Annotated in this window: 29 protein-coding genes; 27 read left to right on the top strand and 2 right to left on the bottom strand. The window is 38.0% G+C overall.

The features are described from left to right. The first annotated feature begins 1 nt into the window (after position 1). From rplN to ACTHJT_RS02400, 23 genes are all read left to right on the top strand, one after another. Positions 2-367, top strand: coding sequence for a 50S ribosomal protein L14 (gene rplN, locus ACTHJT_RS02290; protein ID WP_440236101.1), 366 nt, complete (start codon positions 2-4; stop codon positions 365-367). Positions 368-372: 5 nt separating this feature from the next. After that, entirely contained in the window at positions 373-714 is a 342-nt protein-coding gene (rplX, locus tag ACTHJT_RS02295) for a 50S ribosomal protein L24 (RefSeq protein WP_440236103.1), read from the top strand. Further along, positions 707-1,261 carry a 50S ribosomal protein L5 gene (gene rplE / locus ACTHJT_RS02300; protein ID WP_440236105.1) on the top strand — a complete coding sequence of 185 codons (555 nt, stop codon included), beginning with the start codon at positions 707-709 and terminating at the stop codon, positions 1,259-1,261. Before rplX ends, rplE begins: the two co-directional genes overlap by 8 nt. Before the next feature lie 9 nt (positions 1,262-1,270). Next, positions 1,271-1,540, top strand: coding sequence for a 30S ribosomal protein S14 (gene rpsN / locus ACTHJT_RS02305; protein WP_011586498.1), 270 nt, complete (start codon positions 1,271-1,273; stop codon positions 1,538-1,540). Between the two features lie 101 nt (positions 1,541-1,641). Then, the gene (gene rpsH / locus ACTHJT_RS02310) at positions 1,642-2,034 is read left to right on the top strand and encodes a 30S ribosomal protein S8 (RefSeq protein WP_440236107.1); all 393 of its coding nucleotides are present in this window, start codon (positions 1,642-1,644) and stop codon (positions 2,032-2,034) included. Between the two features lie 21 nt (positions 2,035-2,055). Further along, a complete protein-coding gene (rplF, locus tag ACTHJT_RS02315) occupies positions 2,056-2,610 on the top strand; it encodes a 50S ribosomal protein L6 (RefSeq protein WP_440236109.1) in 555 nt (184 codons plus the stop codon). Positions 2,611-2,617: 7 nt separating this feature from the next. After that, positions 2,618-2,968 (top strand): 50S ribosomal protein L18, encoded by a 351-nt coding sequence (gene rplR, locus ACTHJT_RS02320; RefSeq protein WP_440236110.1) that lies wholly within the window; start codon positions 2,618-2,620, stop codon positions 2,966-2,968. Between the two features lie 19 nt (positions 2,969-2,987). Continuing rightward, a complete protein-coding gene (gene rpsE, locus ACTHJT_RS02325; protein ID WP_440236112.1) occupies positions 2,988-3,506 on the top strand; it encodes a 30S ribosomal protein S5 in 519 nt (172 codons plus the stop codon). Between the two features lie 12 nt (positions 3,507-3,518). Next, positions 3,519-3,695, top strand: a complete 177-nt coding sequence (gene rpmD, locus ACTHJT_RS02330) for a 50S ribosomal protein L30 (RefSeq protein WP_440236114.1) — start codon at positions 3,519-3,521, stop codon at positions 3,693-3,695. A gap of 5 nt (positions 3,696-3,700) precedes the next feature. Beyond that, entirely contained in the window at positions 3,701-4,153 is a 453-nt protein-coding gene (rplO, locus tag ACTHJT_RS02335) for a 50S ribosomal protein L15 (RefSeq protein ID WP_440236116.1), read from the top strand. After that, positions 4,153-5,478 (top strand): preprotein translocase subunit SecY, encoded by a 1,326-nt coding sequence (gene secY / locus ACTHJT_RS02340; protein WP_440236117.1) that lies wholly within the window; start codon positions 4,153-4,155, stop codon positions 5,476-5,478. The genes rplO and secY overlap by 1 nt, the downstream gene beginning before the upstream one ends. Positions 5,479-5,484: 6 nt before the next feature. Next, on the top strand, positions 5,485-6,264 hold the full coding sequence (map, locus tag ACTHJT_RS02345) for a type I methionyl aminopeptidase (RefSeq protein WP_440236119.1): 780 nt from the start codon (positions 5,485-5,487) through the stop codon (positions 6,262-6,264). A gap of 8 nt (positions 6,265-6,272) precedes the next feature. Continuing rightward, positions 6,273-6,491 carry a translation initiation factor IF-1 gene (gene infA / locus ACTHJT_RS02350; RefSeq protein ID WP_440236121.1) on the top strand — a complete coding sequence of 73 codons (219 nt, stop codon included), beginning with the start codon at positions 6,273-6,275 and terminating at the stop codon, positions 6,489-6,491. A 27-nt stretch (positions 6,492-6,518) separates the two neighbouring features. Beyond that, complete coding sequence (gene rpmJ / locus ACTHJT_RS02355; RefSeq protein WP_072356053.1) at positions 6,519-6,635, top strand: 50S ribosomal protein L36; 117 nt, start codon at positions 6,519-6,521, stop codon at positions 6,633-6,635. Between the two features lie 17 nt (positions 6,636-6,652). Beyond that, a complete protein-coding gene (rpsM, locus tag ACTHJT_RS02360) occupies positions 6,653-7,030 on the top strand; it encodes a 30S ribosomal protein S13 (protein ID WP_440236123.1) in 378 nt (125 codons plus the stop codon). A 31-nt stretch (positions 7,031-7,061) separates the two neighbouring features. After that, positions 7,062-7,469, top strand: a complete 408-nt coding sequence (gene rpsK, locus ACTHJT_RS02365) for a 30S ribosomal protein S11 (protein ID WP_011586487.1) — start codon at positions 7,062-7,064, stop codon at positions 7,467-7,469. Positions 7,470-7,502: 33 nt separating this feature from the next. Further along, complete coding sequence (gene rpsD, locus ACTHJT_RS02370; RefSeq protein ID WP_440236125.1) at positions 7,503-8,108, top strand: 30S ribosomal protein S4; 606 nt, start codon at positions 7,503-7,505, stop codon at positions 8,106-8,108. 31 nt (positions 8,109-8,139) lie between these two features. After that, positions 8,140-9,129 carry a DNA-directed RNA polymerase subunit alpha gene (locus ACTHJT_RS02375; protein WP_011586485.1) on the top strand — a complete coding sequence of 330 codons (990 nt, stop codon included), beginning with the start codon at positions 8,140-8,142 and terminating at the stop codon, positions 9,127-9,129. 5 nt (positions 9,130-9,134) lie between these two features. Then, on the top strand, positions 9,135-9,602 hold the full coding sequence (gene rplQ / locus ACTHJT_RS02380; RefSeq protein ID WP_440236127.1) for a 50S ribosomal protein L17: 468 nt from the start codon (positions 9,135-9,137) through the stop codon (positions 9,600-9,602). Between the two features lie 98 nt (positions 9,603-9,700). After that, positions 9,701-10,801, top strand: coding sequence for a glutamine-hydrolyzing carbamoyl-phosphate synthase small subunit (gene carA, locus ACTHJT_RS02385; protein ID WP_440236128.1), 1,101 nt, complete (start codon positions 9,701-9,703; stop codon positions 10,799-10,801). Positions 10,802-10,832: 31 nt separating this feature from the next. Further along, a complete protein-coding gene (gene eno / locus ACTHJT_RS02390; protein WP_440236130.1) occupies positions 10,833-12,116 on the top strand; it encodes a phosphopyruvate hydratase in 1,284 nt (427 codons plus the stop codon). 52 nt (positions 12,117-12,168) lie between these two features. Next, on the top strand, positions 12,169-12,477 hold the full coding sequence (locus ACTHJT_RS02395) for an FtsB family cell division protein (RefSeq protein ID WP_440236131.1): 309 nt from the start codon (positions 12,169-12,171) through the stop codon (positions 12,475-12,477). Between the two features lie 60 nt (positions 12,478-12,537). After that, the gene (locus ACTHJT_RS02400; protein WP_440236132.1) at positions 12,538-14,817 is read left to right on the top strand and encodes a penicillin-binding protein 1A; all 2,280 of its coding nucleotides are present in this window, start codon (positions 12,538-12,540) and stop codon (positions 14,815-14,817) included. A 132-nt stretch (positions 14,818-14,949) separates the two neighbouring features. Here the strand turns inward: ACTHJT_RS02400 and ACTHJT_RS02405 are convergent, their stop codons facing one another. Beyond that, on the bottom strand, positions 14,950-15,960 hold the full coding sequence (locus ACTHJT_RS02405; RefSeq protein ID WP_440236133.1) for a sugar phosphate isomerase/epimerase family protein: 1,011 nt from the start codon (positions 15,958-15,960) through the stop codon (positions 14,950-14,952). A 30-nt stretch (positions 15,961-15,990) separates the two neighbouring features. After that, positions 15,991-17,145 (bottom strand): Gfo/Idh/MocA family protein, encoded by a 1,155-nt coding sequence (locus ACTHJT_RS02410; RefSeq protein WP_440236134.1) that lies wholly within the window; start codon positions 17,143-17,145, stop codon positions 15,991-15,993. Positions 17,146-17,274: 129 nt separating this feature from the next. On the opposite strand from ACTHJT_RS02410, the gene ACTHJT_RS02415 reads away from it, so the two are divergent. Genes ACTHJT_RS02415 through ACTHJT_RS02430 form a run of 4 tightly spaced genes read left to right on the top strand, consistent with a single transcriptional unit; the run spans position 17,275 to position 19,558 of the window. Then, the gene (locus ACTHJT_RS02415) at positions 17,275-17,952 is read left to right on the top strand and encodes a 2-C-methyl-D-erythritol 4-phosphate cytidylyltransferase (protein WP_440236135.1); all 678 of its coding nucleotides are present in this window, start codon (positions 17,275-17,277) and stop codon (positions 17,950-17,952) included. 53 nt (positions 17,953-18,005) lie between these two features. Next, complete coding sequence (locus ACTHJT_RS02420) at positions 18,006-18,419, top strand: (deoxy)nucleoside triphosphate pyrophosphohydrolase (RefSeq protein ID WP_440236137.1); 414 nt, start codon at positions 18,006-18,008, stop codon at positions 18,417-18,419. A 48-nt stretch (positions 18,420-18,467) separates the two neighbouring features. Continuing rightward, a complete protein-coding gene (locus ACTHJT_RS02425) occupies positions 18,468-18,932 on the top strand; it encodes a DUF1456 family protein (protein WP_440236138.1) in 465 nt (154 codons plus the stop codon). Positions 18,933-18,976: 44 nt separating this feature from the next. After that, the gene (locus ACTHJT_RS02430) at positions 18,977-19,558 is read left to right on the top strand and encodes a sigma-70 family RNA polymerase sigma factor (RefSeq protein WP_440236139.1); all 582 of its coding nucleotides are present in this window, start codon (positions 18,977-18,979) and stop codon (positions 19,556-19,558) included. The last annotated feature ends 415 nt before the right edge of the window (positions 19,559-19,973 follow it).

Raw genomic sequence — 19,973 nt, forward strand, 5'->3', positions numbered from 1 at the left:
GATACAGCAGGAATCAAGGCTATCCGTAGCAGACAACAGTGGTGCTAAAGAAGTATTAGTAATCCGCGTACTAGGTGGTACAGGCAAAAGATATGCTTCTATTGGTGACAAGATTGTTGTGACTGTAAAGTCAGCAATTTCTTCAAGCAATATGAAGAAGGGTACGGTATCTAAAGCCGTGGTGGTACGCACCAAAAAAGAAGTAAAGCGTGCGGATGGTTCATACATCCGCTTCTCTGATAACGCTGCAGTTTTGTTAAACAATAATGACGAACCAAGAGGTACTCGTATCTTTGGTCCAGTTGCGCGCGAATTGAGAGACAAGCAATTTATGAAAATCGTTTCATTAGCCCCTGAAGTTCTTTAATTCGTATGGCAAGCAACAAACAAACAAAATTACATGTCCGCACAGGTGATAACGTTATCGTTATCTCGGGTGATGACAAGGGAAAACCTGGAAAGGTTCTTTCTGTAGATAAGGAAAACCAAAAGGCTATTGTTGAAGGTATCAATATTGTTACTAAACACAATAAACCTACTGCGAATGTACCTAACGGTGGCATTGTTAAGAAGGAAGCTCCTATTCACATCAGCAAACTGATGATCGCTGATCCAAAAACTGGAAAGGCAACAAGAATTGGCCGTAAAGAAGATAAAAGCGGCAAAATGGTTAGATACGCTAAAAAGTCAGGGGAGGTAATAAAAAATGGCTAATCCTAGATTAAAAGATAAATATCTTAATGATATTCTTCCGGAACTAAAGAAGAAATTCCAATATTCTTCTGTTATGCAAGTTCCAAAGATTACAAAAATTGTAATCAACAAAGGTATTGGTGCAGCAGTAGCTGACAAGAAATTAGTTGATGTAGGCGTTGAAGAACTTACATTAATCTCTGGTCAGAAAGCAGTAGCAACAAAGTCTAAAATGGATGTTTCCAACTTTAAACTTCGTTCTAACATGCCCATCGGTGCTAAAGTTACTTTAAGAGGCAACCACATGTATGAGTTCCTTGACCGTTTAACGGCAGTTGCTCTTCCACGTGTACGTGACTTCAAAGGTATCAATGACAAAGGTTTTGATGGTCGTGGAAACTACACCTTAGGTGTGAAAGAACAGATCATTTTCCCTGAGATCAGCATTGACAAGATCAATAAAATTACTGGTATGGATATCACAATCGTGACTACTGCCAACACTGATGAAGAAAGTTTTGAACTTCTGAAAGCATTCGGTATGCCGTTTGCCTCTCTGAAAAAATAATAATATACCATGGCTAAAGAATCGGTAAAAGCTAGAGAAAGAAAAAAGCAAGCAACTGTTGAAAGATTTGCTGCTAAAAGAAAAGCTCTAAAAGAAGCAGGTGATTACGTAGGTTTAGATAAACTTCCTAAAAACGCTTCTCCAGTACGTTTACACAATCGTTGTAAGTTAACTGGTCGTCCAAGAGGTTATATGAGAAAATTCGGTATCAACCGTGTTACTTTCAGAGAACTTGCAGCAAATGGTAAAATTCCAGGTGTAACTAGAGCAAGCTGGTAATTTATTTCAAAATACTTTATTATTAAAAAATAATATCGTACCTTTGCAGGCCCTTTTAGGGCTTTTAATTTCTTATTAAAGTTGTTAGAATTGTTAAATATATGGATCCAATAGCCGATTACCTTACAAAAATCAGAAACGCGATAAAAGCAAAACATCGTGTTGTTGAGGTGCCTGCTTCAAATATCAAGAAGGAGATCACTAAGGTATTATTTGATAAAGGTTATATTCAAAGCTATAAATTCGAAGATAGTGCTGTACAAGGTTCTATCAAGATAGCTTTAAAATATCACCCGCTTACGAAAGAATCAGCAATTCTTAAGCTTGAGCGTATTAGTAAGCCAGGTTTGAGAAAATATACGCACGCTGAAACAATGCCACGCGTATTAAATGGTCTTGGTGTCGCTATTCTTTCTACCTCTAAAGGTATAATGAGCGATAAAGAAGCTAAAAGTTTGAACATAGGCGGAGAAGTTCTTTGCTTTGTATATTAATTTAAATTTCGGACGAATACTATGTCACGTATTGGTAAATTACCTGTAACTCTTCCGGAAAAAGTTGAATTATCTGTATCAGCAAGTAATCTTGTTACAGTAAAAGGTCCTAAGGGTACTCTTACTCAGCAAGTTGATCCGGATATCAAAGTTTCCGTAGAAGATGGAAAGGTTGTAGTTGCTAGACCTACTGAGCAAAAAAGACACAAAGCTTTACACGGTTTGTATCGCTCATTAATCAGCAACATGGTTCAAGGTGTTAGCCAAGGCTACAAAGTTGAACTTGAATTGGTTGGGGTTGGTTACAAAGCAACAGCAACTAATAACATCCTTGAATTAAGCTTAGGATATTCTCACGGTATCTTCTTGAAGTTACCTGCAGAAATCTCTGCTTCAGCATTAACGGAAAAGGGTAAAAACCCGATCGTTACTTTAGAGTGTATTGATAAGCAGTTAATCGGTCAGGTTTCTGCAAAAATCAGATCTCTAAGAAAAATCGAACCATACAAAGGTAAAGGTGTTCGATTCAAAGGAGAAGTTGTAAGAAGAAAAGCTGGTAAAACAGCATCTAAATAAATAAGACATGGCAACTAAGAAAGATCTTAGAAGGCTCAGAATAAAAAGAGGTATCAGAAATAAAATTTCCGGTACTGCTGAGAAACCTAGATTATCTGTATTCAGAAGCAATACAGGTATATCAGCTCAATTAATTGACGATATCAGCGGCTTGACTCTTGCAAGCAGCTCTTCTGTTGAGTTTAAATCTAGCAAAGGTACAAAAAGCGAGATTTCAACATTAGTAGGTAAAAAAATTGCAGAAAAAGCTGCTGCAAAAGGCATCAAAAATATTGTTTTTGATAGAGGTGGCTTTTTATACCACGGTCGTGTGAAAGCATTGGCTGAAGGTGCAAGAGAAGGTGGTTTAGCATTCTAATTCATAAAGAAAAGATATTATGTCTCAAGTCAACGTTAAAACGGTAAAAGCGAGTGAAATCGAGCTTAAAGAGCATGTTGTTGCTATTAACCGCGTTGCTAAAGTAGTTAAAGGTGGACGTCGTTTCAGTTTTTCTGCAATAGTTGTAGTAGGAGATGGACACGGTGTTGTTGGTCACGGTTTAGGTAAAGCAAATGAAGTTACAGATGCGATCACTAAAGCTATCGACGACGCTAAAAAGAATCTTATAAAAGTTCCGGTAATCAATGGAACATTACCACACGAAATGATTGGTAAATTCAGCGGTGGTTTTGTATTTGTTAAGCCAGCGGCTCCAGGTACTGGAGTAATTGCAGGTGGTGCGATGCGTGCTGTATTTGAAAGTGCTGGTGTAAAAGACGTTTTAGCAAAATCTAAAGGTTCTTCTAACCCACACAACGTGGTAAAAGCTACTATCGATGCATTAGTTAAAATGAGAGCTCCTCATAAAGTAGCTATGCAGCGTGGAGTAACTATGAGTAAAGTATTTAATGGTTAATTCTATATAATCATGGCAAAAGTTAAAATTACTCAAGTTGTAAGTGCAATTAAAAAAACTGAAAACCAAAAAAGAGTATTAGCATCTTTAGGTTTAGGGAAAATTAATTCTACAGTTGAACAAGAACTTACACCTTCTATAAAAGGAATGCTAAATAAGGTAAATCATTTAGTAGTTGTTAGCGAGTAAGCATTATGAAATTACATACATTAAGACCTGCTAAAGGTTCTGTAAAAACATCGAAACGTATAGGTAGAGGTACTGGATCCGGCAGAGGAGGTACTTCAACTAAAGGTCATAAAGGAGCTAAATCCAGATCAGGTTATTCTTCTAAAATTGGATTTGAAGGTGGTCAGATGCCATTACAGCGTCGTTTACCTAAATTCGGCTTTAAGAGTCTTAACAAAATCGAATTTAAACCAATCAATCTTGATGAATTAGTTGAATTAATCGAGAAGACTGGTGCTTCAGTTGTAGACGTAGCTTTAATGAACCAAAATGGTTTGATCGGTAAAAACGATAGAGTTAAAATCTTAGCTAGAGGCGAAGTTAAATCAATTAAAGCAGAAATTATTGCTCATGCATTTTCAGCAACAGCTTCTGAAGCTATTGCTGGTGCAGGCGGTAAAGTTACTCTTATAGGCTAATGAAGCGTTTCATTACTACTTTTAAGAATATATTCTCTATTGAAGAATTGCGTACGCGAATCTTCACAACCATCATGTTCCTAGTTATGTTCAGACTAGGTTCATTTGTTGTTTTACCAGGTGTAGATCCTAGTAAACTTGACGAAGGTGGAAATTCAGAGGGTATTTTAGGTGTTATCAATACATTCTCAGGGGGGGCGTTCAACAACGTTTCTGTGTTTGGGTTAGGTATAATGCCGTATATCTCAGCTTCAATTGTTTTACAATTATTGACATTTGCTGTTCCGTATTTCCAGCGTCTTCAAAAAGACGGCGAATCCGGAAGAAAGAAAATAAATCAGTATACAAGAATTCTTACAATTGTAATCACAGTCTTCCAATCAATAGCTTACCTAGCGGCAACTCTTGATAAAGATATGATTTACGAAGGGATGGATTCACAATTCATGAACGTTGTGAGAATTATCACATTGATTTCCGGAACAATGTTCTGTATGTGGATTGGTGAGCGTATTACTGAAAAAGGAATCGGAAATGGTATATCAATGCTGATTATGATTGGTATTGTCTCTCGTTTACCATTTGCATTAATGGCTGAAGTTCGTTCTAAAAATCTTGAAGGTGCTCTTCCATTATTGATTGAATTTGCAGCATTGTTCTTTGTAATTATGTTGGTAGTTCTGGTGCAGCAAGCTACACGTAGGATCCCGATTCAATATACTAAACAAATTGCTGGAGGTAAACAAGTAGTTGGTCAGCGTCAATATTTACCATTGAAACTGATTGCTGCAGGTGTAATGCCGATTATCTTTGCACAATCTGTAATGTTTCTGCCTGCAATCATCGGATCTTCATTTGCAGATACAAATGACTTTGCGAACTCTGTAGCAGCAACATTCAATGATCCTACTTCCTGGCAGTATAACCTGTCATTTGCAACAATGATTATTCTCTTTACTTATTTCTACACAGCAATTACAGTTAATCCGAACTCAATTGCAGAAGATTTAAGAAGAAATGGTGGTTTTATTCCTAGTGTTAAACCAGGAGCTGCGACATCCGAGTATATTGATGATGTTCTTACTAAAATCACATTACCTGGATCTTTATTCTTAGCTGTTTTAGCCATTTTACCTGCATTTGCAAGTATGTCCGGAATTGAAAAAGAGTTTTCATATTTCTATGGCGGGACTTCTTTGTTAATTATGATTGGTGTTGTTCTTGATACACTTCAACAAATTGAAAGTTTCTTGTTGATGAAGCACTATGACGGAATGATGCAAACAGGAAGAGTTAAAGGAAGATTAGATACTGCTGCGGTTTAATATAAAATGGCAGTAATTCATTACAAGTCTAATGAAGAGCTAGAGATTATTCGTGAAAGCGGAAAAATACTTGGAAAGGCTCACGCAGAAATTGCAAAAATCATCAGACCAGGAGTAAAAACAATTGAATTAGATAAAATAGCATATCAATTCATTGCCGATAACGGAGGAATCCCTTCTTTTAAAGGCTATAATGGTTTTCCCTCCACGCTTTGTATATCCGTGAATGAAGTTGTTGTTCATGGTTTTCCAAGTGAATATGAGTTAAAAGATGGTGATATTATCTCTGTCGATTGTGGAGTAAAGTATAAAGGTTTTCATAGCGATTCTGCTTATACTTACCCAGTTGGAAATGTGAAAGAAGAAGTTTTAAAACTACTTCGGATTACAAAAGAGAGTTTATATAAAGGTATTGAACAAGCCGTTGCCGGTAACAGAATGGGCGACATAGGTTATGCAGTACAAACGTTCGTTGAAAAAGAAGGTTATTCAGTTGTTAGAGAATTGGTTGGTCATGGGTTAGGCAAAAGTCTCCATGAAAAACCTGAAGTTCCTAATTACGGAAATAGGGGCAAAGGGCTAAAATTAGAAGAAAATCTGGTTATTGCCATTGAACCTATGATAAATCTGGGTAAAAAGAATGTAGTTCAGGAGAATGATGGCTGGACAATTCGAACTTCAGATCGCATGCCTTCCGCTCATTTCGAACATACGGTAGCAGTAAAAAAGGGAAAACCAGAAATTTTGACTACCTTTGAGTTTATTGAACAAATTATTAATATTTAATTCATCGCATGTCAAAGCAGGCATCAATTGAGCAGGATGGTAAAATATTAGAAGCATTATCAAACGCAATGTTTCGTGTAGAATTGAGTAATGGACATCAGGTTATCGCTCATATTTCTGGGAAAATGCGGATGAATTACATTAAGATATTGCCAGGCGACAAAGTAAGAATGGAAATGTCTCCATACGATTTGACTAAAGGAAGAATTGTATTTCGATATAAATAATAATTAAACATATAAATCAACAAGACGATGAAAGTAAAAACATCGATCAAAAAAAGAAGTGTAGATTGCAAAGTTGTCAGAAGACACGGCAAACTTCTAGTAATCAATAAGAAGAACCCAAGGTTCAAACAAAGACAAGGTTAATATAATAGAATAATACTATGGCAAGGATTTCTGGTGTTGATATTCCCGATAACAAAAGAGGTGAAGTTGCATTAACTTACATCTACGGTATTGGTCGTAATTCAGCTCAAAGTATTTTGACGAAAGCTGGTGTAAACTGGGATAAGAAGGTTAGTGAATGGAACGATGATGAGGCGAATGCAATTCGTGCGATCATTGCTTCAGAACACAAAACTGAAGGTGCTCTTAAGTCTGAAGTACAATTAAGTATTAAGCGTTTGATGGATATCGGCTGTTACAGAGGTCTTCGTCATAGAAAAGGATTACCTGTACGTGGTCAGCGTACAAAAAACAACTGTCGTACTCGTAAGGGTAAACGTAAAACAGTTGCAAATAAAAAGAAGGCAACTAAGTAGTAATTACTGAAACTGAAATTTAATTCAGAATATGGCTCAACAATCAACTGCCGCGAAAAGAAAAGATAAAGCTAAAAAAAGAATCGTAGTGATCGAACCAACAGGTCAGGTTCACATCAGAGCTTCTTTTAACAACATTATCATTTCTGTTACTAACAGTACAGGTCAAGTAATATCTTGGGCTTCTGCTGGTAAAATGGGATTCCGCGGATCTAAAAAGAATACTCCTTACGCTGCTCAGGTTGCAGCGCAAAACTGTGCTCAGGTTGCCTTTGAAGGTGGCATGAGAAAGTGTGAAGTTTTTGTAAAAGGACCAGGCTCAGGTAGAGAGTCTGCAATTCGCACCATCCAGAATGCAGGTATCGAAGTGTTAACAATCAAGGATGTTACACCAATGCCACATAACGGATGCAGACCTCCTAAAAAGAGAAGAGTCTAATTATTTTAATTGAACATTAATAGTTAATAAGAAATGGCACGTTATACTGGCCCTAGAACTAGAATCTCGAGAAGATTTGGTGAGCCTGTAATGGGAGATAGCAAAGCGCTTCAGAAGAAGAACTATGCACCCGGAATGCATGGTAGAAATAAAAAAAGAAAACAATCTGAATATTCTATTCAGTTGAAAGAAAAGCAAAAGGCTAAATACACTTATGGTGTATTAGAAAGACAATTTGCTAAAACTTTTGACACTGCAGCAAGAAAGCAAGGTATCACTGGTGAAAACCTTCTGAAAATGCTTGAAGCTCGTTTAGATAATACAGTTTACCGTTTAGGTATCGCTACATCTAGAAGAGCTGCTCGTCAACTTGTAATTCACAAACACATTGTTGTGAACGGTGATGTGGTTAACATTCCTTCATACCAGTTGAAGCCTGGCGATCAGCTAGGTGTTCGTGAGAAATCAAAATCACTTGAAGCAATTACAGATAGCCTTTCTACTCAATCAGCTAAGAAATTTACTTGGTTGGAGTGGGATCAAACTAGCATGTTAGGTAAATTTGTAACTTACCCTCAGCGTGAAGAAATTCCTGAGAACATCCAGGAACAACTGATTGTCGAGTTGTACTCTAAATAATAAATAATAAACATAATCTAACTATATATTTATGTCTATTCTTTCTTTTCAAATGCCAGAAAAAGTGGTTATGGAAAAAGCAGACGATTTCCATGGTCTGTTTGAATTCAAACCTCTTGAAAAAGGATATGGTGTAACTATCGGTAATGCTTTAAGAAGAATTTTATTATCTTCTCTTGAAGGTTATGCGATCACTGGGATTAAAGTTCCTGGTGTGTTACATGAGTTTTCTACAATTCCTGGCGTAAGGGAAGATGTAACTGAGATTATCCTGAACCTTAAACAAGTTCGTTTCAAAAAGATTTCTGACGTAAACGAAAACAAAATCGTTGTTAGCATCAAGAAACAAGCTTCTTTCAAGGCTGGTGATATTGCTAAGTTTACTTCTGCTTATCAAATCTTAAACCCGGAATTATTGATCTGCAATGTAGATTCTAATTCTAACTTTGATATCGAGTTAACACTTGAAAAAGGTCGTGGTTATTTGCCAGCAGAAGAAAATAAACCAGCTGAGCAAATCTTTGGTTATATTCCAATTGACGCAATTTTTACACCAATCAAAAATGTAAAATACAGCGTTGAGAATACAAGGGTAGAACAAAGAACGGATTACGAAAAACTAATTCTTGAAATATTAACTGACGGATCTATCCATCCTGAAGATGCATTGAAAGGTGCCGCTAATATTTTAATTAAACACTTCATGCTATTCTCAGATCAAACAATGACGTTTGAAGCTGTTAAAGCGGAAGAAGAAGAGACAGTAGATGAAGAATTCTTACACATGAGAAAACTTCTGAAAACTTCTCTGGCTGATCTAGACTTGTCTGTACGTGCTTACAACTGTTTAAAGGCTGCAGATATCAAAACATTGGGAGAGCTTGCTACTCTTGATATTTCTGATATGATGAAGTTCCGCAACTTTGGTAAGAAGTCTCTTAACGAGTTAGAACAGTTAATAATTGATAAAAACTTATCCTTTGGAATGGATACGGCTAAGTACAAACTTGACGAGGATTAATCGCAATGAGACACGGTAAAAAAGACAATCACCTAGGTAGAACAGTAACTCACAGAAGAGCTTTATTATCAAACATGGCTTCTTCTCTGATTCTTCATAAAAGAATTTCTACTACAGTTCCTAAAGCTAAGGAATTAAGAAAATATGTTGAGCCATTGATTACTAAGGCGAAAGCAGATTCTACACACAGTAGAAGAACGGTTTTCTCTTATCTTCAGAATAAGGATTCAGTAAAAGAACTATTTGATAATGTTGTCGACAAAATCGCAGCAAGACCAGGTGGATACACTAGAATCTTAAAAACTGGTGCTCGTATCGGAGATAACGCTGATATGTGTATCATCGAATTAGTTGATTACAATGAAACTTATGTAAAAGAATCTGAAGTTAAAGTTGCTAAGAGAACTCGTCGTTCTTCAGCTGCTAAAAAAGATGATTCTTCAGAATCAACAGGTACAGAACCACAAGCATAATGCTAACACAGCACAAATGTTTAATAATATCTTAAATAAAAAAGGATTTGACTTTTGTTGAATCCTTTTTTATTTTGTCTAAATTCAACTCATAAAGAATGAAACTCCACGAACAAAAAGAAGCATACTTGATGCTTGAAGATGGTACCTGGTACAAAGGAATCGCAGTTGGTAAAATCGGGACTACTTCAGGGGAGATTTGTTTTAATACAGGGATGACCGGATATCAGGAAATTTATACCGACCCTTCGTATTATGGTCAAATCATTGTTAATACAACCAGCCATATTGGTAATTACGGTGTTAAAGAAGATGAGCAGGAATCCAATAGTGTTAAATTTAGCGGATTAGTATGCAGAAACTTCTCCGAAATGTTTTCCAGAAAGGATGCGGATGGTTCATTGCAGGCATACTTTGAGAAAAATAATATTGTAGGTATCAGTGACATTGATACGCGCGAATTGGTAAGATATATCCGTAAAGCTGGTAAAACAATGAATGCCGTAATCTCTTCTGAGATTCTGGATGTTGAGAAACTTAAGCAGGAAGTAAAGAACGTACCTTCGATGAAAGGTCTTGAGCTTTCAAGCAAAGTATCTACAAAAGAAAGTTATTTTTTAGGTAATCCGGGTGCTAAATATAAAGTGGCGGTATTGGATTTAGGAGTTAAAACGAATATCCTTAGAAACCTTACTGAAAGAGATTGTTATTTGAAAGTTTTTCCTGCGAAAACTACATATGCTGAGATGCAACAGTGGTCTCCGAATGGTTACTTCATCTCTAATGGCCCGGGAGATCCCGCAGTAACGAGCTATGCGATTGATACAGTAAAAGATATTCTTTCTGATAACAAGCCAATGTTTGGTATTTGTTTAGGTCATCAGATCCTGGCTGAAGCTAATGGAATTCCAACTTATAAAATGCCAAATGGCCACAGAGGTTTGAATCATCCTGTAAAAAACTTAATTTCGGGCTTGTCTGAAATCACTTCACAAAACCATGGCTTTGCTGTGGATGCGAATGCAATACCGAAGGATAGTAATGTAGAGATTACACACATCAATCTTAATGATAATACAGTAGAAGGCATTCGTTTGAAAAACAAAAATGCATTCTCTGTTCAGTATCACCCGGAATCTTCCCCTGGGCCACATGATTCCAGATACTTATTCGATCAATTTGTATCAAACTTGAACTAGTACATTAAATTAATTTTAACATAAAACGAAAATGAGCTTAATAGAAGAAATCGTTGCGCGTCAGATTTTTGACTCAAGAGGAAATCCTACGATCGAAGTAGATGTAATTACGGAAAATGGTTTAATCGGCAGAGCAGCAGTTCCATCTGGTGCATCAACTGGTAAACATGAAGCAGTTGAGTTAAGAGATAATGACAAATCAATCTACATGGGCAAAAGCGTTTTAAAAGCTGTTGCAAACGTAAATGATATCATTGCTCCTGAATTGATCGGTTCTCATGTATTTGAGCAAAACCTGATTGATCGTTTAATGATTGATTTAGATGGTACTCCAAACAAAGGAAAATTAGGTGCTAATGCAATCTTAGGTGTTTCTTTAGCTTTGGCTAAAGCTGCAGCTCAGGAAGCTGGTTTACCATTGTATAGATATGTAGGTGGTGTTAGTGCTAACACATTGCCTGTACCAATGATGAATATCATCAACGGGGGGTCTCATGCAGACAACTCAATCGATTTCCAGGAGTTTATGATTATGCCAACAGGTGCAAAATCATTTACTGAGGCTATGCGTATTGGCTCTGAAGTATTTCATAACCTTGCAAAAGTATTGAAATCAAAAGGCATGTCTACAAACGTAGGTGATGAAGGTGGTTTCGCTCCAAATATCGCTTCTAACGAAGATGCTTTAAAAACTGTTATCCAGGCAATCGAAGCTGCAGGCTACAGACCAGGTGAAGATGTTATGATTGCATTTGATGCTGCTTCTTCTGAATTCTACGATGCAGAAACTAAATTATATCATTTCAAAAAATCAACTGGTGATAAGTTAACATCTTCTCAGATGGCTTCTTACTGGGCTGATCTAGTTAAACGTTATCCGATCGTATCTATCGAAGATGGTATGGATGAAGATGACTGGACTGGTTGGGCTGAATTAACTAAACTCGTAGGTGATAAAGTCCAGTTAGTAGGTGATGACTTGTTCGTAACAAACGTTAGCCGTTTACAGCAAGGTATCGACAAAGGTATTGCTAACTCAATCCTTGTAAAAGTTAACCAGATCGGTTCTCTAACTGAAACAATTTCTGCAGTTAACTTAGCGAAGAGAAATTCATATACTTCTGTAATGTCACACCGTTCAGGTGAAACAGAAGATAATACAATTGCTGATTTAGCGGTTGCATTAAACTGCGGTCAGATCAAAACGGGTTCTTGCTCTCGTTCTGATCGTATGGCTAAATACAATCAATTATTACGTATTGAAGAAGAGTTGGGTGAAGCTGCATACTTCCCTGGCAAGAATATGCGTAAGTAATATAACTAAAGGTCCTGCTATTAGCGGGACCTTTTTTTTTGTAAATTGCGGTATGAAAATACTTGAATGGACAAAAACGCTTCCTCCTATCTTTAGGAATTTTTTCTTCCTATTCTCAGTGGTATTTATTATTTGGATGATTTTTTTTGATTCGAATAATTTTATAAGCCAATATAAAATGAACAGCCAGTATAATGCTCAATTAAATGAAAAGGAATATTATGAGCAGAAAATACTTGAAGTAAAGGCGGAACAGGAGGCTTTACTGAAAGATAAAGTAAAGCTTGAAAAATTTGCCCGTGAACATTATTTAATGAAAAAACCAACAGAGGATATCTACATTCTTGTTGAAGAAGAATAGTCCTGTTAATTCCTTACCTTACTTAATGCCTGAAGGCGTTTCCACAATCATTTAGTTTACATGAATAAATATACTCGATACGTTGTCATTATCTGGACACTCTTTATTGGAGGCTTGTACACGTTGTTCCTATGGACTGTATTGATTCGTTTTAATTATCTGGGAGCTTTTGGTGACATGCCGGATCTTGTTAAACTTGAGAATCCGAAGAACGAATTAGCATCAGAAGTTTATTCATCGGATGGGGTATTGTTAGGCAAATATTTCCGTGAAAATCGTAGCCCGGTTTCATATTCAGAAATTTCTCCCAATGTAATAAACGCATTGGTTACAACAGAAGATATACGTTTCAGAGACCATGCGGGGATAGACCTGAAAGGGATGTTCGCCATATTCTACTATATGGCAAAAGGAGACCAGCGCGGGTCAAGTACGATTACACAGCAGCTTGCTAAAAATTTATTCAAAACACGTGGGGTGCAGAAAAAAGGCGTGTTGGGCTATCTTCCGGGTTTCAATATTGTTATAGCGAAAGTAAAAGAATGGGAGCTCGCTATTTCATTGGAAAAGATGTATACGAAAAACGAAATTCTTGCCTTGTATTTAAATACAGTTGATTTCGGAAGTAATTCGTTCGGGATTAAAGTAGCGGCAAAAACATTTTTTCAAACAAGCCAGGATAGTTTATCTATTCCGCAGGCAGCCATGCTCGTGGGGTTGCTGAAGGCGCCCACTTCATATAGTCCGATTTTAAATCCTGAGAATTGCTTAAACAGAAGAAACACTGTTCTCGAATTATTATTTGAAAATAAATTCATCACACAAATCCAGCTGAATACGTTAAAAAGGCAACCGATTGGTTTGAATTACGAAGTAGAAAATCATTCGGAGGGATCCGCAACGTATTTCAGAACGATGCTGAGCAAGTATCTCCAGGAATGGTGTAAAGAGAATAACAAAGATCTTTATGGAGATGGATTGAAGATCTATACAACAATTGATTCGCGAATGCAGAGTCATGCAGAAGCGGCGGTTGCAGAACATATGAAAGTGCTGCAGCGCAGATTTAATAAGCACTGGGAAGGTGAGAAGCCATGGCGTTACCAGAACAAAACAGAGATACCGAATTTTATTGAAGATGCAGCTAAAAAAACAGATCGATATAAAGCATTAGAAGCAAAATACGGCAAGGGTGATGATTCGATCATGACCGAGTTAAAAAAACCTGTTAAGATGACTGTATTCAGCTGGGATGGAGATATTGATACGTTAATGAGTCCGTATGATTCAATCGCTTATTACAAGCATTTTCTGCATACCGGTTTTATGACGATGGATCCGTATTCCGGCCATATCAAGACTTGGGTAGGAGGGATCAATTACAAACATTTTCAGTATGATCATGTGCAGCAGAGCAAACGCCAGCCGGGATCTTCTTTCAAACCATTTGTATATGCTACTGCTATTTCTCAGGGGATCTCACCTTGTACACTGGTGCCAGACCTTCCTATTACATTTGAATATGAAGAAGACGGAAAGCATATTATCTGGACGCCGCGCAATGCAGACTGGGTATATTCCGGCGATTCGTTGAATCTACGCCAGGGGATGGCTCGTTCGATCAATACGATTGCTGCCCGTGTAACAAAAATGGTTGGTACAGAAGAAGTCATTGAGATGGCTCATAAGCTTGGTATTCAAAGTGAGCTACGCCCTGTGCCGTCCGTATGTTTAGGATCAAGTGATGTGAATGTGTTTGAAATGGTAGGCGCATACAGCACGTTCCTGAATAAAGGTGTATGGACTGAACCTATCTTTATAGAGCGCATTGAGGACAATAGCGGTAATATTATTTATGAGGCTGTACCAAAGCGTAAAGATGCGGTGAGTGAAGAAGTTGCGGCTGTAATGGTACATATGCTTAAGGGAGGAACAGAAGAGCGTGGCGGTACCTCGCAGGCTCTTTTCCAATATGATATTTTCAGAGGTAATGAAATGGGCGGTAAAACAGGAACGTCTTCTAATTATTCTGACGGGTGGTTTATGGGAGTGTCAACAAGGCTTGTAGGCGGCGTGTGGGTTGGCGGTGAGGATAGAAGCATACATTTCAGAACTTCTGCTACGGGAGAAGGTTCAAAGACAGCGTTACCTATTTTCGGATTATTTATGGAAAAGGTTTATGCTGATACTACACTGGATATAAAAATGGGCAGATTTAAAATGCCCTCCAAACTGAGTATTAATATTAATTGTCCGCGCAGACCAGAGCGTGAAGTTGTGGATAGTCTCGCAATCATGGAGGAAGAAGATCAGCTGCCTGAAGAGGAAATTGTGGAATGACCAATTTTTATGCGGGAGAATTGATTTTAGCGAAGGTATAGAAGAGACGAAAATAAATCGTTTAAAGCGTAAAGTGTGAGCATTAAATATAGAAGGTCTGTATGAATAACAAACGCATCACTTTACACTTCTTCATCCTGCAAAATCATCAAATGCCCGGTCTGCAACACGTATGATGTGATTTTTTATAAATGACGCACCCTCTCTCGCCCCATCTTCCGGGTGTTTCAGACAGCATTCCCACTCTAACACTGCCCAGCCAGGGAAATCGTATTGCGCCAGCTTGCTGAAGATCGCTTTGAAGTTTACCTGTCCGTCGCCTAACGAACGGAATCTGCCCGGCCTGTCGATCCAGTCCTGGTAACCACCATACACACCAGATCGGCCGGAAGGATTAAACTCTGCATCTTTCACATGGAACATTTTTATATGCTGATGATAGATATCTATGTAGTCCAGATAATTCAACTGTTGTAAAACAAAATGACTGGGATCATAGAGTATATGTGCACGCGGATGATTATTTGCTGCTTTCAGAAAACGTTCAAACGTAATACCATCGTGCAGATCTTCGCCCGGATGAATTTCATAACAAAGATCCACGCCGGCTTGATCGAATGCATTCAGGATCGGAGTCCAGCGTTTAGCCAGTTCAGCAAAGCCGTCTTTAACACTTCCCGCTTTGCGTTGGGGCCAGGGGTAAACAGTGTGCCATAGAAGTGCACCGGAAAAAGTAGCGTGAGCCGTTAATGCTAAGTTCTCTGAAGCTTTAGCAGCAAAGATTAATTGCTGTGTTGCCCACTCAGTTCGCGCCTGTGGATTGTTGTGTACTGCTGCCGGCGCAAATACATCGAAGGCTGAATCATATGCTGCATGTGATGCCACAAGCTGTCCTTGCAGGTGACTGGTAAGTTCACTTATTTCCAGGCCAGCCGCGTTTACAATCCCTTTGATTTCGTCGCAGTATGTTTTACTCTCTGCGGCTTTTTGTAAATCAATACAGCGGATATCCCAGCTGGGAACCTGTATGCCTTTATAACCAAGGCCTGCAGCCCATGCACAAATATTTTTTAAGTTATTGAACGGCGCCTGATCACCCATGAATTGAGCGAGGAATATCGCAGGACCTTTAATTGTTTTCATTTAATTCAGTCGAATGTTTAATAACGGAATTTATATTGATGACCATTTGCTGTTTTGTTTTCCGGAGGCAATTGCAGTTTCTATAAACTTCATACCGCGTACACCGTCTGTAATGGAAGGGAAGTCAAACAAAGGATCCTGAGCTTCTTTTCGTTCAGCTTTATGAATAGCTAAAGCAAAATTTCTGTAGATATTTGCCATGGATTCCAGATAACCTTCGGGATGCCCTGCCGGTACGCGGCAATGCACACGCGCTTGTTCAGACAGATAGGAATGATTGCTTCCTGCCTGCAGGATCTGTTCCGGCTTGTCGTTTTGTTTCAGATGAAGAAAGTTCGGATTGGATTGCAGCCATTCCAGACCGGCATTTTCGCCATAGATGCGGATCTTCAATTCGTTTGCTTCGCCTTGTGCCACCTGTGTTGCAATGAGCACACCTTTAACACCATGATTAAATCGCAGCAATATGTTTGCATCATCGTCCAGTGGTCTGCCATCGACAAATGTTGAGATGTCAGCGCTTATTTCCTGAATGGTAAGTCCGGTAATATATTCAGCCAAATGTGCTGCATGTGTGCCAATGTCGCCTACACAACAGCTGATACCTGCCTGAGCAGGATTTGTTCTCCAGCTTGCTTGTTTTTGTCCGTCGTTTTCAATTGGTTCAGCCAACCATCCTTGCGGATATTCTACAATTACTTTCCGGAGTTTTCCTAATCGCTTGGATTGAATAAGCTGTTTCGCTTCTTTAACCATCGGATATCCCGTGTAATTATGGGTTACACCGAAAAGCAATCCGGTTTCTTTTGCTTGTTTTTCCAAATGAGTTACTTCAGTAAGAGACAGTGCCAATGGTTTTTCACAGAGTACGTGAAAGCCTTGCTGTAAGGCTAAAGATGCAGGCCGGGCATGTAAAAAATTAGGTGTTACAATGGATACAAACTGCATGCGTTTATCGGCAGGAAGCTGTGCTTCTTTCTGAATCATTTCTTCATAAGAAGTATAAACCCTTTCAGAAGGCAGCGACAGTGCATGTCCGGTTTCAACAGATCTTTCCGGGCTGCTGCTGAATGCGCCGCAAACCAATTCGATTGTGCCATCGAGCGCAGCGGCCATTCTATGCACACTTCCGATAAAACCATCGAGGCTGCCCCCGATCATACCCATTCTAATCTTTGTATTCATTTTAGTAAAGCTTAGGAGGATGTAAAATAGTAAAAAATCTATTAATGTAGATTAAAATAAGAAAAGCTGAGGGAGTACTTTGAACTCTCAAAATAAAATTGAAAATTGGTTTAACAAAAAAGCTTCGATATGAACAGATATGCAGTAATAGTGGCTGGTGGCTCCGGCTCAAGGATGGGTAGCGAAACACCAAAGCAATTTCTACCTATTGGAAACGCACCAATTTTAATGCATACGATCAAACGTTTTTTTACAAGCAATGAACTTGTAAATATTGTACTGGTTTTACCGCAGGAACAGATCGAAAGATGGCACCAGTTATGTGAAAAATATTCTTTCTCTATTCCACATCTGATTGTTTCCGGAGGTAAAAACCGTTTTCAATCTGTGCGCAATGGACTAAACAGCATAGGCGTGAATGAAGGGCTTGTGGCGATCCATGATGGTGTAAGACCTTTTATCAGCAAACGGATCATTGAAGAAACCTTTGCGGTTGCTGAGCAGAAAGGTAATGCGGTTGCAGCGGTCGGACTAAAAGATTCTATTCGTCTGATTGATAAGAAAGGGAATAAATCCGTCCAACGCGAAGACTACAGAATCATCCAGACACCACAAACCTTTAAGATCTCCCAGATCCGCGATGCTTTTCACAAGGCCGACACAGATCAGTTTACAGATGATGCAAGTGTGGCAGAAGCGGCAGGATACAGCATAGAACTTGTAGATGGATCGTATGAGAATATAAAAATCACCACCCCTGAGGACCTGGCAATGGCTGAAGCCATTCTGAAAAAATTCGACTATTAGTATCCGAAGCATTGTTTCTTACGTATATAAACTATACACCAAGATCTAGCAACATGTCAGATTTGCCCACAATTGCTGTTGTTTGTGCAGTTATTAAGCAACAGGAAAAATATTTCATCGCACAGAGAAGTGCCAGAATGAAAATGCCCTTGAAATGGGAGTTTCCCGGAGGTAAAGTTGAAAACGGTGAAACAAACGTACAGGCAATTGTGCGTGAATTGAAAGAAGAACTGGATATTGATATAGATGTAATTGAAGAGCATCCGTACTACTTACACAACTATCCGAATTTCATTTTAAAATTAACACCTTTGGAAGCTATTATCAAAGGCGGTAACCTGACCCTGAAAGAGCATGCCAATTACAAATGGGTTGCCCCTGAAGACTTCATTAATTATGATTTTTCTGAAGGAGATATTAATATTGTAAAAGCGATCTGTAAACGCGACAGAGGAAACGCAGCTTAATTCATCTTTCTATATTCATTGAGGCTAAAGACATGTCTCATCACTCTTATGAACAACAACGACATTCTACGCAGGCTCAGATACACATTCGACTTTAATGATACAAAAATGATTGCTCTGTTTGCTTTGGGCGACAAAGAGGTAACGCGCGCTGAAATAAGTAACTGGCTGAAGCGGGAGGATGATCCGGAGTTTCAGGAATTATATGATAGAGAGTTGGCAGTATTTTTAAATGGCTTCATCATAGACAAGCGCGGTAAAAAAGATGGCCCTGCGCCTGTACCGGAAAAGAGTCTGAATAACAATACTATTTTCCGAAAACTCAAAATTGCATTGAATCTGCAGGATGATGGTATACTGGAAATACTGGCTTTAGCAGATATGAGCTTCAGTAAGCATGAGCTTAGTGCCTTATTCAGAAACCCGGGTCAAAGTCAATATAGACCTTGTAAAGACCAGGTATTGCGCAATTTCATTCATGGCCTGCAATTGAAATACAGAGGTGATTTGTAACGAAAACATTTCTGAATGACCAAGCCTGCTAAGTATATATTTTTATGGACAATGCGTCAAAAATAATTAAGGAATGGGTAGATGAATTTTCGTCAGACATGTTCTCATGGGCTTTTTACAAAACTTCGAATAAAGAAACAGCGAAAGATCTGGTGCAGGAAACCTTCATAGCAGCGTTTGAGTCATTTAAATCTTTTGAAAATAGAAGCAAACCTAAAACCTGGCTATTTTCTATTCTTAAAAATAAAATTATTGATCATCATAGAAAACTGTATAAAAATAACATAGTGTCTTCTGATAAGATATATGAAGAACATAGCACTATTTTATTTTCATATTTGTTTAACGAAGAAGGGGAATGGAGGGAAAAGAACAGCGTATCATCTTTAGAAGAAAACAGTATTGAATTGCTGGATGATTTTGAATTTAACGAAGTATTGTCCAAATGTTTCCAAAAGCTGCCAGTAACCTGGAATTCCGCTATCCAATTAAAATATCTTGAAGATAAAGATGCCAAAGATATCTGTCAGGAATTGGATGTATCGACGTCTAATTACTGGCAAATCATTCATAGGGCGAAGTTGCAATTAAGGGCATGTCTAGAAGAAGACTGGTTTAAAAAATGAAAAGTTATAATTCCTATTTGATTTCATGTCAAAAGGCTTCTTTTTTGATTGAAAAGAAACTCGGACATGCATTGGATTCAAAAGAAACTGTGCAGTTGTTCATACATAAGCTTATTTGCAGCGTTTGTCGTAAATATGAAAAGCAAAGCCATGCACTGGACCGTATTTTAAGGAAAAAAATCGCAGGGAGTGTTTCTGAGCCAGGTAATTTTTTATTGGATTCAGAGTCGTGGGATAAATTTAAAAATTTGATTTAAAATAAATTAAAATAATTAAAAAAATATTTTTTTTATTTTTTTTATAAAGCAAAAAAGAATAAAAAAAATAATTTATGTTCCAAAAAAAATAACCGATGGCAACCAGGTATAAATAACTTAAGCCTGGATAATATTTCTCGTTGATAAAATACTTGTAT

This window comes from Cytophaga sp. (assembly GCF_051961495.1).
Taxonomy (GTDB): Bacteria; Bacteroidota; Bacteroidia; order Cytophagales; family Cytophagaceae; genus Cytophaga.

Coding starts and splice junctions, on each gene's coding strand:
- rpsE (WP_440236112.1), top strand. CDS start 2,988: ATGTCTCAAGTCAACGTTAAAACGGTAAAAGCGAGTGAAATCGAGCTT.
- ACTHJT_RS02415 (WP_440236135.1), top strand. CDS start 17,275: ATGAACAGATATGCAGTAATAGTGGCTGGTGGCTCCGGCTCAAGGATG.
- ACTHJT_RS02375 (WP_011586485.1), top strand. CDS start 8,140: ATGTCTATTCTTTCTTTTCAAATGCCAGAAAAAGTGGTTATGGAAAAA.
- map (WP_440236119.1), top strand. CDS start 5,485: ATGGCAGTAATTCATTACAAGTCTAATGAAGAGCTAGAGATTATTCGT.
- ACTHJT_RS02405 (WP_440236133.1), bottom strand. CDS start 15,960: ATGAAAACAATTAAAGGTCCTGCGATATTCCTCGCTCAATTCATGGGT.
- rplF (WP_440236109.1), top strand. CDS start 2,056: ATGTCACGTATTGGTAAATTACCTGTAACTCTTCCGGAAAAAGTTGAA.
- eno (WP_440236130.1), top strand. CDS start 10,833: ATGAGCTTAATAGAAGAAATCGTTGCGCGTCAGATTTTTGACTCAAGA.
- rpsN (WP_011586498.1), top strand. CDS start 1,271: ATGGCTAAAGAATCGGTAAAAGCTAGAGAAAGAAAAAAGCAAGCAACT.
- rpmD (WP_440236114.1), top strand. CDS start 3,519: ATGGCAAAAGTTAAAATTACTCAAGTTGTAAGTGCAATTAAAAAAACT.
- rpsH (WP_440236107.1), top strand. CDS start 1,642: ATGGATCCAATAGCCGATTACCTTACAAAAATCAGAAACGCGATAAAA.
- rplE (WP_440236105.1), top strand. CDS start 707: ATGGCTAATCCTAGATTAAAAGATAAATATCTTAATGATATTCTTCCG.
- rplX (WP_440236103.1), top strand. CDS start 373: ATGGCAAGCAACAAACAAACAAAATTACATGTCCGCACAGGTGATAAC.
- infA (WP_440236121.1), top strand. CDS start 6,273: ATGTCAAAGCAGGCATCAATTGAGCAGGATGGTAAAATATTAGAAGCA.
- rpmJ (WP_072356053.1), top strand. CDS start 6,519: ATGAAAGTAAAAACATCGATCAAAAAAAGAAGTGTAGATTGCAAAGTT.
- rplR (WP_440236110.1), top strand. CDS start 2,618: ATGGCAACTAAGAAAGATCTTAGAAGGCTCAGAATAAAAAGAGGTATC.
- carA (WP_440236128.1), top strand. CDS start 9,701: ATGAAACTCCACGAACAAAAAGAAGCATACTTGATGCTTGAAGATGGT.
- secY (WP_440236117.1), top strand. CDS start 4,153: ATGAAGCGTTTCATTACTACTTTTAAGAATATATTCTCTATTGAAGAA.
- rplQ (WP_440236127.1), top strand. CDS start 9,135: ATGAGACACGGTAAAAAAGACAATCACCTAGGTAGAACAGTAACTCAC.
- ACTHJT_RS02425 (WP_440236138.1), top strand. CDS start 18,468: ATGAACAACAACGACATTCTACGCAGGCTCAGATACACATTCGACTTT.
- ACTHJT_RS02400 (WP_440236132.1), top strand. CDS start 12,538: ATGAATAAATATACTCGATACGTTGTCATTATCTGGACACTCTTTATT.
- ACTHJT_RS02420 (WP_440236137.1), top strand. CDS start 18,006: ATGTCAGATTTGCCCACAATTGCTGTTGTTTGTGCAGTTATTAAGCAA.
- ACTHJT_RS02410 (WP_440236134.1), bottom strand. CDS start 17,145: ATGAATACAAAGATTAGAATGGGTATGATCGGGGGCAGCCTCGATGGT.
- ACTHJT_RS02430 (WP_440236139.1), top strand. CDS start 18,977: ATGGACAATGCGTCAAAAATAATTAAGGAATGGGTAGATGAATTTTCG.
- ACTHJT_RS02395 (WP_440236131.1), top strand. CDS start 12,169: ATGAAAATACTTGAATGGACAAAAACGCTTCCTCCTATCTTTAGGAAT.
- rpsK (WP_011586487.1), top strand. CDS start 7,062: ATGGCTCAACAATCAACTGCCGCGAAAAGAAAAGATAAAGCTAAAAAA.
- rpsD (WP_440236125.1), top strand. CDS start 7,503: ATGGCACGTTATACTGGCCCTAGAACTAGAATCTCGAGAAGATTTGGT.
- rplO (WP_440236116.1), top strand. CDS start 3,701: ATGAAATTACATACATTAAGACCTGCTAAAGGTTCTGTAAAAACATCG.
- rpsM (WP_440236123.1), top strand. CDS start 6,653: ATGGCAAGGATTTCTGGTGTTGATATTCCCGATAACAAAAGAGGTGAA.